The 14,957-nt window shown below is 73.3% G+C and carries 13 protein-coding genes; 8 read left to right on the forward strand and 5 right to left on the reverse strand.

The annotated features are described in order from the left end of the window. Position 1 precedes the first annotated feature (1 nt). Complete coding sequence (gene deoC, locus MILUP08_RS05425; RefSeq protein WP_007455493.1) at positions 2-961, reverse strand: deoxyribose-phosphate aldolase; 960 nt, start codon at positions 959-961, stop codon at positions 2-4. A 123-nt stretch (positions 962-1,084) separates the two neighbouring features. On the opposite strand from deoC, the gene upp reads away from it, so the two are divergent. Together upp and MILUP08_RS05435 are read left to right on the forward strand one after the other, a co-directional pair. Next, on the forward strand, positions 1,085-1,717 hold the full coding sequence (upp, locus tag MILUP08_RS05430) for a uracil phosphoribosyltransferase (protein WP_007455495.1): 633 nt from the start codon (positions 1,085-1,087) through the stop codon (positions 1,715-1,717). 72 nt (positions 1,718-1,789) lie between these two features. After that, positions 1,790-2,467, forward strand: a complete 678-nt coding sequence (locus tag MILUP08_RS05435) for a GOLPH3/VPS74 family protein (protein ID WP_007455497.1) — start codon at positions 1,790-1,792, stop codon at positions 2,465-2,467. 179 nt (positions 2,468-2,646) lie between these two features. Here MILUP08_RS05435 and MILUP08_RS05440 read toward each other — a convergent pair whose 3' ends face one another. Both MILUP08_RS05440 and MILUP08_RS05445 read right to left on the reverse strand, forming a co-directional pair. Continuing rightward, the gene (locus MILUP08_RS05440) at positions 2,647-4,326 is read right to left on the reverse strand and encodes a phospho-sugar mutase (protein ID WP_007455499.1); all 1,680 of its coding nucleotides are present in this window, start codon (positions 4,324-4,326) and stop codon (positions 2,647-2,649) included. 48 nt (positions 4,327-4,374) lie between these two features. Further along, positions 4,375-6,441 carry a serine/threonine-protein kinase gene (locus MILUP08_RS05445; protein WP_007455501.1) on the reverse strand — a complete coding sequence of 689 codons (2,067 nt, stop codon included), beginning with the start codon at positions 6,439-6,441 and terminating at the stop codon, positions 4,375-4,377. 206 nt (positions 6,442-6,647) lie between these two features. Here MILUP08_RS05445 and MILUP08_RS05450 point away from each other — a divergent pair, with 206 nt between their 5' ends. Both MILUP08_RS05450 and MILUP08_RS05455 read left to right on the forward strand, forming a co-directional pair. Then, complete coding sequence (locus MILUP08_RS05450; protein ID WP_007455503.1) at positions 6,648-8,231, forward strand: acyl-CoA mutase large subunit family protein; 1,584 nt, start codon at positions 6,648-6,650, stop codon at positions 8,229-8,231. Positions 8,232-8,653: 422 nt separating this feature from the next. Continuing rightward, positions 8,654-9,913, forward strand: coding sequence for an amidohydrolase (locus tag MILUP08_RS05455; protein WP_007455504.1), 1,260 nt, complete (start codon positions 8,654-8,656; stop codon positions 9,911-9,913). Here MILUP08_RS05455 and MILUP08_RS05460 read toward each other — a convergent pair. Continuing rightward, complete coding sequence (locus MILUP08_RS05460) at positions 9,870-10,832, reverse strand: DUF4349 domain-containing protein (protein ID WP_193376605.1); 963 nt, start codon at positions 10,830-10,832, stop codon at positions 9,870-9,872. The two genes, MILUP08_RS05455 and MILUP08_RS05460, sit on opposite strands and share 44 nt — an antisense overlap. Positions 10,833-10,925: 93 nt before the next feature. Between MILUP08_RS05460 and MILUP08_RS05465 the strand changes: the two genes are divergently transcribed. From MILUP08_RS05465 to MILUP08_RS05480, 4 genes are all read left to right on the forward strand, one after another. Further along, positions 10,926-11,558, forward strand: a complete 633-nt coding sequence (locus MILUP08_RS05465) for an MBL fold metallo-hydrolase (protein ID WP_007455507.1) — start codon at positions 10,926-10,928, stop codon at positions 11,556-11,558. A gap of 4 nt (positions 11,559-11,562) precedes the next feature. Then, on the forward strand, positions 11,563-12,540 hold the full coding sequence (locus MILUP08_RS05470) for a hypothetical protein (RefSeq protein WP_007455513.1): 978 nt from the start codon (positions 11,563-11,565) through the stop codon (positions 12,538-12,540). A gap of 95 nt (positions 12,541-12,635) precedes the next feature. Continuing rightward, the gene (locus MILUP08_RS05475; protein WP_007455515.1) at positions 12,636-13,373 is read left to right on the forward strand and encodes an SCO6745 family protein; all 738 of its coding nucleotides are present in this window, start codon (positions 12,636-12,638) and stop codon (positions 13,371-13,373) included. 62 nt (positions 13,374-13,435) lie between these two features. Next, a complete protein-coding gene (locus tag MILUP08_RS05480) occupies positions 13,436-14,395 on the forward strand; it encodes a GNAT family N-acetyltransferase (protein WP_007455517.1) in 960 nt (319 codons plus the stop codon). Positions 14,396-14,467: 72 nt separating this feature from the next. Here the strand turns inward: MILUP08_RS05480 and MILUP08_RS05485 are convergent, their stop codons facing one another. Then, a complete protein-coding gene (locus tag MILUP08_RS05485; RefSeq protein ID WP_007455519.1) occupies positions 14,468-14,923 on the reverse strand; it encodes a gamma-glutamylcyclotransferase family protein in 456 nt (151 codons plus the stop codon). Positions 14,924-14,957 lie beyond the last annotated feature (34 nt).

Consider the following 14,957-nt stretch of genomic DNA (forward strand, 5'->3'; position numbering starts at 1 on the left):
ATCAGTCCAGGGTGAAGTAGTCGGGACCGGAGTAGACGCCGGTCGTCAGCTTGGTGCGCTGCATGAGCAGGTCGTTGAGCAGGCTGGACGCGCCGAAGCGGAACCAGTCCGGGTCGAGCCAGTCCGCGCCGACGGTCTCGTTGACCATCACCAGGTACTTGATGGCGTCCTTGGTGGTCTTGATGCCGCCGGCCGGCTTCACGCCGACCTGCCGTCCGGTGGCGGCGCGGAAGTCGCGGACCGCCTCCAGCATCACCAGCGTCACCGGCAGCGTCGCCGCGACCGGCACCTTGCCGGTGGAGGTCTTGATGAAGTCGCCGCCGGCCAGCATGGCCAGCCACGAGGCCCGGCGCACGTTGTCGTAGGTGGCCAGCTCGCCGGTCTCCAGGATGACCTTGAGGTGGGCGTCCCCGCAGGCTTCCTTGGTGGCCACGATCTCGTCGTAGACCTCGGAGTAGCGCCCGGCCAGGAACGCTCCCCGGTTGATCACCATGTCGATCTCGTCGGCGCCGGCCGCGACGGCGGCCCGGGTGTCGGCGAGCTTGATCTCCAGCGGCGCCTGACCCGACGGGAACGCGGTCGCCACGCTCGCCAGGTGCACGGCGGACCCGCGCAGCACCTCGGCCACGTACGGGACCATCGCGGGGTAGACGCAGACGGCTCCGACGTGCGGGCAGGACGGGTCGGCCGGGTCCGGGCGCAGCGCCTTCGCGGCCAGCGCGCGCACCTTGCCGGGGGTGTCCGCCCCCTCCAGGGTGGTCAGGTCGACCATCCGGATGGCCAGGTCGATGGCCTGCGCCTTGGCGGTGGTCTTGATGGAGCGGGTGCCGAGCTGTGCCGCCCGCTGCTCCGCGCCGACCTGGTCCACGCCGGGCAGGCCGTGCAGGAAGGTCCGCAGAGCGGTCTCGGATCGTCCCAGCTCGGAGAGGTCCGACCGGGCCGACGTCGTTGTCGCCGTCATGGCGAGAAGTCTACGCACCGGACGGCCGAGTGATCTTGGTCACGGGAGCCTCGGCGTGAGCGACGTCGCGGGTCCGACCGCACCCGCACCGGCACGCCGAACGGACCGGTAGGTTGAGCGATCGTGGACGTACACGTCATTGACCACCCGCTGGCCCAGTCCCGGCTGACCGCCATGCGGGACGCGCGCACCGATTCCTCGACGTTTCGGGCGGCGCTGCACGAACTGACCACCATGCTGGTGTACGAGGCGGCGCGCTCCTTCCCCGTCGAGAAGTACCCGGTGCAGACGCCGGTCACCGGCGCCGAGGGCACCCGGCTGGCGAACCCGCCGCTGCTGGTGCCCGTGCTGCGGGCGGGTCTGGGCATGGCGGACGCCGCGCTCGGCCTGCTGCCCGAGTCCTCGATGGGCTTCGTCGGCCTGGCCCGCGACGAGCACACCTACGAGCCGCGGGCGTACATGGAGTCGCTGCCCCGCGAGCTGGCCGGCCTGCCGGTGCTGGTGCTCGACCCGATGCTGGCCACCGGCGGCTCGCTGGAACACTGCTGCCGCCTGCTGGCCGATCGGGGCTGCACCGACATCACCGTGCTCTGCGTGCTCGCCGCGCCTGTCGGCATCGAGCGACTGGAGCGCTCGGGCCTGCCGCTGCGCCTGGTCACGGCCTCGATCGACGAGGGGCTCAACGACTCGATGTTCATCGTTCCCGGGCTCGGCGACGCCGGCGACCGCCAGTTCGGTGGCATGCCCCGCTTCTGAGGCGATACCCGGTCGGTGCCGGGTCCGGCGGGTCCGTGCGCGAGGTGCGCGGACCCGCTACCGTCTCCGGCCATGACTGGTGTTGCGCTCGCCGAGGAACTGCTCCTCCTCGCCTACGACGACACGACCGGCAAGGCGACCATGCCGCGGATCAGCCTGGACCTGGGCATGGCGGCCGCGGTGCTGGTCGAGCTGGCACTGGCCGGCCGGATCGCGTACGACAACGGGAACCTGGCCGTCGTCGACCCGACGCCCACCGGCGAGCCGGTCACCGACGAGGTGCTGGGCCGGATCGCCGCCGACACGCCGCACACGCCGGCCTCCTGGGTGCAGCGCCTGCGGCACGGCCTGCGCGACCGCATCCTCGGTGACCTGTGCAGCCAGGGTGTCGTGCAGGACGTCGACGAGACCGAGCTGGGCTTCATCCACGTGCACCGCTACCCGGTGATGGACGCCTCCGTCGAGGCGGACACCCGGCAGCGGCTGACCCAGGCGCTGACCGGCGCGGCTGCCCCGGACGAGCGGACCGCCGCGCTGGCCACCCTGGTCGTGGTGCTGCGGATGGAGTCCGCGCTGGGCCTGAGCGGCGAGGAAGCCGCCGACGCCCGCCGCCGCCTCCAGGAGATCGCCACCGGCGCGGGGTTCTCCGGCGAGGTGAGCATCGACGACTCGGTGGTCCGCCCGTCGGTGGGCCTGGTCGTGGCCGCCCTCGGCATAGCCGTCGACCAGGCCCTCGGTCCGCGCCGCTGATCCAGCGGCGGTCTCTCCCGGGCCCGAGCGGGCGTCGGCCCATCCCGTATCCGTGCGTCCTTTGCTCTGCTTCAACGGAGGCAACAGCCCGGGCCCGTTTTCGTAGCGTGGGTTGAAGCAGAGCAAAGGATGCCGAGGGGGTGGTCGGCCGGGTGGTCGGCCCCGGCGCTGCCCGCCGGTCAGACCCCCAGGGCTGCGGCGATCTCGCCGCGCAGGGTGGCCACCGCCTGCGCCGCCCGGCTGCGGGCGGTCGGGACGTCGCCGTCCACGACCGGCTCCACCACCTCGAGGTACGCCTTGAGCTTCGGCTCGGTCCCGGAGGGGCGGATCACCACCCGGGCCGTCGCGGTACGCAGGATCACCACGTCCGCCTCGGGCAGCAGGTCCCGGGCGCTGTCGACCGGCTGCCCGAGCAGCGTGGTCGGGGTGGCCGCCCGGATCCGGGCCATCGCGTCGGCGATCTCCCGCAGGTCGTCGACCCGGACGGAGAGCTGGTCGGTGTGGTGCACGCCGAACTCGGCGGCCAGCTCGTCCAGCCGGTCGGTCAACGTGCGACTCTGCGCCTTCAGGCCGGCGGCCAGCTCGGCCACTGTCAGCGCGGCGGTGATGCCGTCCTTGTCCCGGACGTGCTCCGGTGCGACGCAGTAGCCGAGCGCCTCCTCGTAGCCGAAGACCAGCGGCGCGCTTCCGCCGCCGGCCCGGACGATCCACTTGAACCCGGTGAGCGTCTCGTCGTAGGGCAGGCCCCGGGCCGCGCACATCGCCCGCAGCAGAGACGACGAGACGATTGTGGTGGCGTAGAGGCCGGTCACCCCGCGCCGCATCAGGTGGTCGGCGAGCAGCACGCCCACCTCGTCGCCGCGCAGCATCCGCCAGCCCCGCCCGTCGTCGCCCCCGCTGGTCCGGACGACCACGGCGCACCGGTCCGCGTCCGGGTCGTTGGCGATGGCGAGGTCCGCGCCGGTGGCGTCGGCCAGCGCGATCAGCCGGTCCACCGCCCCCGGCTCCTCCGGGTTGGGGAACGAGACGGTGGGGAACGCCGGGTCCGGCTCGGCCTGCTCGGGCACCACGCCCGGGACCGGGAACCCGGCCCGGGCGAACGCCGCCGTGAGCACCGCCGCACCCACGCCGTGCAGCGGGGTGTACGCCACCGACAGGTCCCGCGGCCCGTCCGGCGCGATGACCGCGGTGGCCCGCTCGACGTACGACGCGACGAGGTCGTCGCCGAGCACCTCGCCGGGCCGGCCCAGCGGCACCTGGGTCAGCGGGCCGACCGCCCGGATCGCGGCCTCGATGCCGGCGTCGGCCGGCGGCACGATCTGCGCCCCGGCGCCCAGCTCACCGCCCAGCTCCGCGCCGAGGTAGACCTTGTAGCCGTTGTCCTGTGGCGGGTTGTGGCTGGCCGTGACCATGACACCGGCCACCGCGCCGAGCTGACGCACCGCGTACGCCAGCACCGGGGTGGGCAGCGGGCGGGGCAGCAGCAGTGCCGGCCGGCCGGCTGCAGTGGCCACCTGTGCGGTGCGCTCGGCGAACTGCCGGGAGCCGTGCCGGGCGTCGTACCCGATCACCAGGGGGCCGGTGCCGCCCTGGGCGGCGAGCCAGCCGACGAGCCCGGCGGCGGCCTGGGTGACCACGGCGAGGTTCATGCCGTTCGGGCCGGCGCGCAGCGGGCCACGCAGGCCCGCGGTGCCGAAGGTCAGGGGGCCGGCGAACCGGTCGGCCAGCTCGGGCGCGCTCGCCGGCAGCCGGTCGAGCACCGCCGTCAGCTCGGCCCGGCTGGCGGGGTCGGGGTCGTCGGCCAGCCAACGTCGGGCTTGCTCGCGAATGTCGTCGATGTCAGTGGTGTCCGCCGCCATGCCTCTTGATAGCACGGCGGCGGATCACCGCTGTCGGTTCCCTCCGGCTCAGCCGTTTCCGGTGAGCTGGAACGTCTTCACCATCTCGTCGAAGATCGGCTTGCTCTCGGCGAACGCTTCCTCGGTGGCGGAGAGGTAGAACGAGTACGACTTGCCGTCCTTGACGACCGCGCGCCACACCCCGTGGCGCATCTCGCCACCGGAACCGCAGGTGTACTCGAATTCGACGCCCGGGCTGCCCGCCAACGGCTGCTCGGCGATGGCCACCTGCTCGTACGGCTTCTTGCAGTTGGTGCTCTTGGTGCGGAGGAAGTTCTGCGCGCTCTCCGCCCAGCGGGTGGGCGTCCCGGTCCACTTCTCGGTGAGGATCCGGATCTTGCGACCGTCGTCCTCGGGGTCGATGTAGTCGGTGTACGAGCCGCCGGTGGCCTTCTTCCAGCCCTTCGGCACCATGACCTGGATGCCCCGGGCCGCGTGCTCCTGCATCTCGACGGCTGAGGCTGCGGGAGCGGACGGGGTGGGCTGCGCCTGCGGGGTGCTCGGGGCGGGGTCGTCGCCGCTGGAGAGCGCCACGATGCTGATCAGCAGCACCACGGCCAGGCCGCCGGCCGCCGCGAGCTGCACCTTGCGCGGCCAGCCCTTCACGGTCGTGACGAGCTGGCCTCCGGTGGCGCGGACCTTGCCGAGGGCGCCGCCGCCCGCTGTGGTGGACGGTGTCGTCCAGGGCTGGCCGGTGCCCGGGACCGACCACTGGTTGCCGCCGCCGTAGGTGCTGCCGCCGATGCGCTGGGTGGCCTCGGGCGCGCCGTAACCGACCGGCTGCGTGGCGTCGGGCCGGCTGCCGTAGGTGACCCGCTGGGTGGCGTCGGGGTGCGCGCCGGCGTCCACCCGCTGGGTGGCGTCCGCGCTGCCGCCGTAGGTGCGCCCGGCGGCGGGACGGCCCGGGGTGGGCATCGCGCCGGTGGGCGTGTGCAGCGGACCGGCGAGCGCGTCGGCGCTGGTCTCGTCCAGGGCAGCGGCAGCGGCGGCTGCTCCGCCGACCGGTTGGGGGCGTTCGCCCCGGCGCAGCGCGGCGAGCCGGTCGGTAAGCGACTCACCCGGGGCCAGCATGGCCCGGCCGCCGATCTGGTCCTCCGGCTTCGCCTCCGGCGGGGCCGGCTGGTGGACGGGGGCCGGGCGCTGCTGCACGGGCACCACGGCGTACGGGTCGGTGACCGAGTGCACTGCGGTGGCGGTGCTGCCCAGCGGGCCGGCGAGCAGCTCCCGCAGCATTCCCCGCGAGGTGTGCACGTCCAGTCGGCGGGCCGGGTCCTTCTCCAGCAGACCCATCAGCACCCGGGTCAGGGCGCCGCTGCGCTGCGGCGGGGCCGGCGGGTCCTCCACGACGGCGTGCATGGTCTCGATGGGGTCGCCCTTGTCGAACGGCGGACGCCCCTCGACGGCCGTGTAGAGCGTCACGCCCAGCGAGAAGAGGTCGCTCGGCGGGCCGAACTCCTGGCCCATGGCCCGCTCGGGCGAGATGAAGTGCGGCGAGCCGAGCACCATGCCGGGGGTGGTGAGCTGCACGTCGGTGGGCATCCGGGCGACACCGAAGTCGGTGAGCACGCAGCGCCCGTCGGAGCAGATCAGCACGTTGGCCGGCTTGACGTCGCGGTGCAGCACGCCGATGGCGTGCGCGACCTCCAGGGCGCCGAGCAGCGCGATGCCGATCTTGGCGACCGCGCGGGGCGCGACCGGACCGTCCTCGATGACCATGTCGGCGAGGCTGCGGGCGTCCAGCAGCTCCATGACGATCCACGGCCGACCGGCCTCGGTGACCACGTCGTACACCTGCACCACGGCCGGGTGCTGGATGGCGGCGGCGGCGCGGGCCTCGCGCAGCGTCCGCTCGTACATCGCGTCGCGGTCGCTCGGCGCCAGGCCCGGGGGAAGGACTACCTCCTTCACCGCCACGTCGCGGCGGAGCAGGGTGTCTGTGGCGCGCCACACCGTGCCCATGCCGCCGTTGCCCACCGCGGACCGCAGCGAGTACCGGCCACCGATGGTGGTGCCGGGCGCTGCTCGTCCGCTGGCGGGACTTACCTGTCCGCCGCTCCACGTCGGGATCTGAGTCACAGAAAAGCCACCGGGGGAAATCGAGGGGGGCTGGGACACAACCCCCCTATCTTGCTGGTTCCGACGCCGGATGCGAAAGCCGACGCGGCGGACGTTTACCGAAGTCCACAGATCGTGCCCAACCGTTCACCTCCCGTCGAGGTGTCGGGACGCACTGTGCGGTATCCCTCACGCGACCAGGTGCCCGCGCGTCCTACCATCCGGGGATGAGTGAACGGCGGTCAAGCGAGTCCGGTTTCCCGATCAAGGGCGTCTACACGTCGGCCGACCTTCCGGAGGACCTGGACTCTCGGCTGGGCGGCCCGGGCGAGTTCCCGTACACCCGGGGGGTCTATCCCACGATGTACACCTCCCGCCCGTGGACCATGCGCCAGTACGCCGGCTTCGGCACCGCCACCGAGTCCAACGCGCGCTACCACCAACTGTTGCGGGCCGGCACCATGGGCCTCTCGGTCGCCTTCGACCTGCCGACGCAGATGGGGTACGACTCCGACGACCCGATCGCGCACGGCGAGGTCGGCAAGGTGGGCGTCGCCATCGACTCCATCGAGGACATGCGGCTGCTCTTCGCCGACATCCCACTGGACAAGGTGTCCACCTCGATGACCATCAACGCGCCGGGTTCGGTGCTGTTGCTGCTCTACCAACTCGTCGCCGAGGAGAACGGGGTGCCCGGCGCGGCGCTCAACGGCACGATCCAGAACGACATCCTCAAGGAGTACATCGCCCGGGGGACGTACATCTTCCCGCCGAAGCCGTCGTTGCGCCTGGTCGCGGACACGTTCGCGTACTGCCGCAAGGAGGTGCCGAAGTGGAACACGATCTCCATCTCCGGCTACCACATGGCGGAGGCCGGCGCGACGCCCGCGCAGGAGATCGCGTTCACTCTGGCCAACGGCGTGGAGTACGTCCGGGCCGCGCTGGCCGCCGGGCTCGCCGTGGACGACTTCGCGCCCCGGCTGTCGTTCTTCTTCGTGGCCCGCACGACGCTGCTGGAGGAGGTGGCGAAGTTCCGCGCCGCCCGGCGGATCTGGGCCCGGCTGATGCATGACGACTTCGGCGCCAGGGATCCGAAGTCGATGATGCTGCGCTTCCACACCCAGACCGCAGGTGTGCAGCTCACCGCCCAGCAGCCGGAGGTGAACCTGGTCCGGGTGGCGGTGCAGGGCCTGGCCGCCGTGCTCGGCGGCACGCAGTCGCTGCACACCAACAGCTTCGACGAGGCCATCGCGCTGCCCACCGAGAAGGCCGCCCGGCTCGCGCTGCGCACCCAGCAGGTGCTGGCGTACGAGACGGACCTGACCGCCACCGTCGACCCGTTCGCCGGCTCGTACGTGGTGGAGGCGATGACCGCCGAGCTGGAGGCCGCCGCCGTGGAGCTGATGGAGCGGGTGGCCGACCACGGCTCGGCCGTCGACGCGATCGAGGCCGGTTTCCAGAAGCGGGAGATCGAGCAGTCCGCGTACCGGATCGCCCAGGAGATCGACTCCAGCGAGCGGGTGGTGGTGGGGCTCAACCGGTTCGCGATCGACGAGGAGGAGCCGTACGAGCCGCTGCGTGTCGACCCGACGATCGAGGCCGCGCAGGCCGAGAAGCTGGCGCGGCTGCGCGCCGAGCGGGACGCCGACACGGTGACGCGGGCCCTCGCCGAGCTGCGCGCCGCCGCCGAGGGCTCGGACAACGTGCTCTACCCGATGAAGGAGGCGCTGCGGGCCCGGGCCACGGTGGGCGAGGTCTGCGGGACGCTGCGCGAGGTGTGGGGGCTGTACCGGCCGACCGACCGGTTCTGACCGGTTGCGTCCCGGGTGTGCCCACCCGGCTTTGCGGGTACGCCGACGGGGTGCGTGCGGAACGCACACGGTGTGCGGTCGGGGTGGGCGGGCGTATGTGAGCGTCCTTGTCCGGCCCGTTGCGGAGAGTGGTCGGCTTATTGTCGGAGTGTCAGTTCATCACCCCGACTAATGCGACAATTCGCAGCGTGAGGTCCGCCGCCCGGTTCGGTTACGCGTTGTAGGAGGTGAGGGGGTAGATGACGGCGTTCGAACGCGATCTACCTGCGGTCCCGCACCTTGACGAGCGCTCTCAGCAGGGCATACGTGACGCTACGCGGTCCGATCATCACCGTAACGAGGTTGCGCAGCGTCACCGCCGGAGGTCTAGGCTGTCTGCTGTCCCCGATGATCCATCCATCTCTAGTGATCGAGAATTCGACGTGACGAGTGCGTTGACGCTGCCCACCGGCGGCCAGCTGGCGTCGTCCTGGCCGGAGACTCCGCCCGGGTCCCAGCCCCTGCCCCGCGACCTGGACCACCTCCTCGCCCTTCGGGTACCGGGGCTCATCGCCACGCGCCGTCACCTCCACTCGCACCCCGAGTTGTCCGGTACGGAGTTCGAGACGGCGGCCCTCATCGCCCGGGAGCTGTCCCTGGCCGGCCTGCACCCTCGGCTGCTGCCCAAGGGCAACGGCGTGATCTGCGACGTCAACGGCCGCCCCGACGGCCCGATCATCGCGCTGCGCGCCGACATCGACGCCCTGCCGCTGGACGACCCCAAGGACGTGCCGTACCGCTCCACCGTCGAGGGCGTCTGCCACGCCTGCGGCCACGACGTGCACACGGCGATCCTGCTCGGCGTCGGCATGCTGCTGGCCCAGCTCGCCGACCTCGGCGAGCTGGACGGCCGGGTCCGGCTCATCTTCCAGCCGGCCGAGGAGATCCTGCCCTGCGGTTCGCTGGAGGTCATCGAGGCCGGCGGCCTGGACGACGTCGTGCAGATCTTCGCGCTGCACTGCGACCCGAACCTGCCGGTGGGCCAGGTCGGCCTGCGGGTCGGCCCGATCACGGCGGCCGCCGACAACGTCACCGTCCGGCTCTCCGGGCCGGGCGGGCACACCGCCCGCCCGCACCTGACCGTCGACCTGGTCGACGCCCTCGGCCGGCTGATCACCGAGGTGCCGGCCCTGGTCAGCCGCCGGGTGCCGGCCAACAGCGGGCTGCTGCTGGTGTTCGGCCACGCCTCGGCCGGCACCCGTTACAACGTCATCCCCTCCGAGGCGTCCGCCTCGGGCACCCTGCGCGTCATGGACCGCGACACCTGGGAGCAGGCTCCCAAGATCGTGGCTCAGGTGGTGCGGGACGTGATCGCCCCGACCGGCGCCACCGTCGACCTGGAGTACCTGCGCGGCCGGCCGCCGGTGAGCAACGACTCCCGCGCGATCCAGGTGCTCACCGCCGCCACCGGCGCCGCGCTCGGTCCGCAGGGGATCGCCGAGACACCGCAGAGCATGGGCGGCGAGGACTTCAGCTGGTATCTGGAGTACGTCCCCGGCGCCCTCGCCCGCCTCGGCGTGGGCCGTACCGGGCCCAACGTCGACCTGCACCGCGCGTCCTTCGACGTGGACGAGCGGGCCATCCCGGCCGGCGTACGCGTCATGGTGCAGACCGCGCTGCGGGCACTGGCGGCGGCGCGCTGACTCCGGTGGCGACAAGCGCCGGCGGCTTCCGTCGCCGGCGCAGCGCCACCAGCAGGACCGCCAGGGGTACGCCGAACGCCACAAGCCACGGCAGTAGCGCGCCCAGGACGGTGAGCAGGATCGTCATCGAGGTGACGAACGCCCCCCAGCCCCCCTTGAGCCCGACCAGGAAGCCGGTCTCGGTCTTCTCCTCGCTGGTCTTCGCCGCCGGCCCGGCCAGGGACACAGTGATCGTGGACAGCGCGGTCAGGTCGGCCAGTCGCCGCTTCTTGGCCTCCAGCGAGGCCAGGTCCGCCTCCCGGCGACCCAACTCGTTCTCCAACGACACCAGGTCGGCGATCGAGCTGGCGCGGGCGAGCAGCCGACGTGCGCTGTCCACGCGCGCCCGCTGAGTGATGATCCGGGCCTCCAGGTCGACGGTCTCCTCGGTGACGTCCTGGGTGTTGATCTCCCGGCTCTCCTGCCGGCCGAGCTTCGCGACCTCCTCCACGACCCCGGCGAACTTCGCCGCGGGCACCCGCAGTTGCAACTCCGCCACGGCGTCGGCGTCGGCGCTGCGCCGCTGGTCGCCGCCGATGAAACCGCCGGCCCGGGTGACCGCCGCGTTGACCTCGCGGGCGGCGTCGTCCACATTGGCCACCTGCACCCGCATCGTTCCGGTGTAGATGATCGCCCGCTGGTCGACCCGCAGGTCCGGAGCGCCGGCTCCGGCCCCTGCCGCGTCCGCGCCGCTGCCCTTGTCGGCCGCCCCGGCCTCCGCCAGCGGCGCCTTGGCCGCCGGGCCCGCCGAATCGGCCGATCCGCTGTCGCCGGCGCTGCACCCCGCGAGGGCCAGCGCCACCGAGAGTGTCCCTGCCGCCAGTAGTGCGCTGCGGCGCCGTCCTGTTCGTCCGTCCATCCCCGCTCCCATCGTCGTCAGCTTCAGTGGCGATAGCTCGGACGTGACGCGCCCGCCGGCTGGTTCCGGCAGACTGCGCTCAGGACATCACGATTCGACAGCCGAGGAGTCACGATGCGGCTCACCAAGTACGCCCACTCCTGTCTCCGGGTGGAACACGACGGGGGAGTGCTCGTCATCGACCCCGGAATGTTCAGCGACCCCGCGACGGCGTTGGACGGCGCGGACGCGGTGCTGATCACCCATCAACACCCCGACCACCTCGACCTGGCCGCGGTGCGCCTGCAACTGGACCGGCAGCCGTTCCCGATCTTCGGGCCCGCGTCCCTGGCCGAGGCCCTGGGCGACGCGGCCGAGGCGTTGCGCCCGGTCGACACCGGTGAGTCGTTCACCGCCGCCGGTGTCGCCGTCCGCGCGTACGGCGGTCAGCACGCGGTGATCCACGCCGACATCCCGGTGGTGGACAACCTCGGTTACCTGATCAACGACGTGGTCTACCACCCGGGAGACTCCCTGGTGGTGCCGGACGAGACACCCGTCGACACGCTGTTCGCGCCGATCCACGCGCCCTGGTCGAAGTTCTCCGAGGTGGTCGACTTCATCCGCGCGGTCGCGCCCCGGCGCGCGTACGCCCTGCACGACGCGTTGCTCAACGACAACGGGCTGGCCGTGCTGGACAGGCAGTACGCCGCGCTGTCCGGCACCGACTACCAGCGGCTGGAGCCCGGTAGCCGGGTGGACGTCTGACGCGATGCCGGGCCCCTCCGCGGAGCTGGTGCAGCAGCTCTACCGCACTCCACCGGACCGGTTCGTGGCCGCCCGGGACGCCGCCGTGGCCGAGGCCCGTCGGGCCGGCGACCCGAGCACCGCCCGGGAGCTGGCCCGGCTGCGTCGCCCCACGGTCGCCGCCTGGCTGGTGAACCTGCTCGCGATCCGACGTCCCGAGCTGGTCGCCGACCTGGTCCAACTCGCCGACGCCCTGCGAGCCGCCCAGCGGGAGCTGCGCGGTCCCCGACTGCGGGAGCTGTCCGCCCAGCGCCGGGCGGTGGTCGGCGCCCTGGTCGCCGAGGTCCGCAAGCTCGCGGCGGCGGAGCCGGAGGCCCCGCCGGCCGGCCGACTGCCACTCGCCGAGGTGGAGGCGACCCTGAACGCGGCGCTCTCCGACGCCGAGGTCGCCGAGCAGGTCCGGGCCGGGCGGCTGCTCCGCTCGGCCAGCTACGCCGGCTTCGGAGAGGTGCCCCGACCGCAGCTGCGGCTGGTCACCGGCGACGAGGAGGAGCCGGAGGCCACGCGCCCCACCCGTCGGCCCGGCGCCCAGCGCGAGGGTCGCGAGGCGGCCCCCGACCGGGCCGGGGAGCGTGCCGCGCAGGCCGAGCGTGCGGCACAGCGGGCGGCTCGGGCCGAGCGAGCGCGCCGCCGCCGGGCACTTGACCGCGAGTGGGACCGCGTCCGGGCCGACCAGCAGCGGGCCGAGGACGAGTTGACCGAGGCGACCGGCCAGGAGCGCGACGGCGCCGCCGTCCTCGACGGGATCGAGACCGAGCTGGCGGAGCTGGAACGACGGCGGGCCGTCGCCGAGCAGGACCTCAGCCGGGCCAAGTTGGCGCGGCGGGCGGCCGAGCGGGCGGTCACTGTGGCCCGGCGGCGGGCGGGCGAGGTCGAGGCCGCCGTCGAGGCACTGGCGGCCGAAGAGGGGGATGCGGACGCGGGCGGTGGCGCGGCAGACTGACCATCGATGGACGACGACGAGCGGGCGGGCCGTCCGGGGCCAGCCGTCCCCGACCGGAGCGCCGCCGTGCCGCGACGCCCGTGGGCGGCGCTTCGATGACGCCGGAGCAGATCGCCGCCGCCAGCAAGCCCGTCATCCTCGATCTGGGCGACGGGTTCAGCAGGTGCCCGAGCACGCTGCAACGGGCCCGGCAGCTCGGCATCTCCGGCTGGGCCTTCTACATCACCGGTCGGGCCGGCGCGCTCGGTGACGTACGGGCGGAGACGGCCGCCGCGGCCATCGGCTTCGTCGCACCGGACGCCGTCGCCGACGGCTGGGACGCCGCCGCCCGGGTCCTGCGGCCGGCCGAGGTGGCCGCCGCGAGTCTCGTCGAGTGCTGCCGATGGGGGACGCAGCAGTTGGCGGTGCTGCCGGGAGCCGAGCGCCTCGCCGGCCTCGTCGAGCGGGCGGTGGCCGCCGCGGACGCCAGCGGCATGCCGCTCTTCGCCGCGTGGCGGGCCATGCCGCTGCCGGATCTCTCCCCGGGCGCCCGGAGCGCCGCCGGGCTCCGACTGCTGCGGGAACACTTCACCGGCGCCTACCTGCTGGCGGTGCGCGCCTCCGGCATGACCCCGCTGGAGGCGGTGCTGGCCGGGCCGGAGGGGGAGGCCGGCGCGGTGGCGTGCGGTTGGCCGCCGCCGTACCCTCCGGTCGGGCCGCTTGTGCGTCGGCGCCTCTGGGCGGAGGCGGTGACCAACCGGCTGGCCGCGCCGGCGTTCGCGGCGCTCGGCCCCGCCGACGGCGCTGAACTGGTGGAGCTGCTGCACCGCACCCGCGCCGACCTCGCCGGCTGAGCGGCTCGGGAGACGGAAAAATGGGCGGCGCCGTCGGCCGAGGGCTGCCAGGATCTTCTGCCGTGACGCTTCCCGCCGGCTGGACCACGCGCCGCCCCACCCTCGACGACGTACCGGCGATCCTCGCGGTGGTGCACGCGGCCGACACCTTCGCCATCGGCCATCCCGACTTCGACGCCGAGGACGTCGAGGCGTCGCTGACCGCCCCCTACGTCGACCCGACCCGGGACTCCTGGCTGGCGCTCGACCCGGACGGCACAGTGGTCGCCTGGGCGACGGTGGACAACCCGACCGGGGTCGGCCGGGAGTTCGTCGAGGTCTACGTCGACCCGGAGCGGGCCGCCACCCTCCGCGCGCCACTGCTGGCCCGTCAGCTCGACCGGGTCGCCGAGCGCGCCGCCGAGCGCCGACTGCCGGCGCTCACCGTCCGGTGCGCGGTGTGCGCCCCGGAACGCGACTGGGCCCGCGACCTGCGCGCCGCCGGGTTCACCGTGGCCAAGCGGTACGTCCGGATGCGCCGTTCGCTTGCCGACCTGCCGGCCGAGCCGTCGCCGCCGCCCGGGGTCACGGTGCGGCCGGTCCGCCCGGACGACGAGGCCGAGCTGCGGGAGTTCCACCGGATCCACGACGTCGCGTTCGGCGACACCCCGGATCACGAGCCGCTGTCGTACGAGCGGTGGCGGGCCCGGATCGGTGACGTGACCGCCTGGGACGAGTGGTTCGTCGCCGAGGTCGACGGGGTGCTCGCCGGCGCGTTGCAGTCCTCCGACCAGGCGCTCGACCAGCAGCAGGGCTGGGTGAAGAGTCTGTCGGTGCTGCCCGCGTACCGTCGGCGGGGTGTGGGCGCGGCGCTGCTGCGCCGCGCCTTCGCCCGCTATGCGGAGAAGGGGCGGGAGTCGGCCGGTCTGGGGGTGGACCTCACCAATCCGACCGCTCCGCTGTCGCTCTACGAGTCGGTGGGCCTGCGAGAGACCCTGTGGACCGACATGTACGAGCGGGTCGTCCCGGCCGCCGGTGTGTGATTGACGACCCCGCCCGGGCCCGACGGGCAACCGGCGCCGCGACGGTTGCAGACTGGGAGCGTGGGATACGCGCTACGGGGACGCGGTGCCGGTGGGACGGGACCGCAGCTCGGTGACGTAGTCGTCCGGCGCACCCGCCTTCTCGGCGGCGTTCGCGATCTCGGACAGGTACCACGAGGTCGGCAGGCCACCCTCGTACCCGTCGAACACGTAGACCCACGCGGTCACGTCGCCGTCGAGGGTCGAGACCCGGACGTGCAGCTTGCGGTACGTGCCGGCGGTCACCCCCTCGATCTCGTCGAGCTGGGCCGCGTCGTACGGGTGGATGTCGTAGATCGCCACGAAGACCCGGTCACCGGGGGACTCGACGACGGTGCTCACCGCGCCCTCCCAGCCGATCACGTCGGCACCGGCGAAGGTCAGCCGCCACCCCTCCAGCCAGCCGGTGCCCACCATGGGCGAGTGCGGGCAGTAGGCCCGCATCCGGGCCGGGTCGAGGTTTGAGCCGTAGGCGGCGTGATGACGCACGGCGATGACGATAGCCCGGCGGGCGGGTGGGGGA

The organism is Micromonospora lupini str. Lupac 08 (genome assembly GCF_000297395.2).
Taxonomy (GTDB): Bacteria; Actinomycetota; Actinomycetes; order Mycobacteriales; family Micromonosporaceae; genus Micromonospora; species Micromonospora lupini.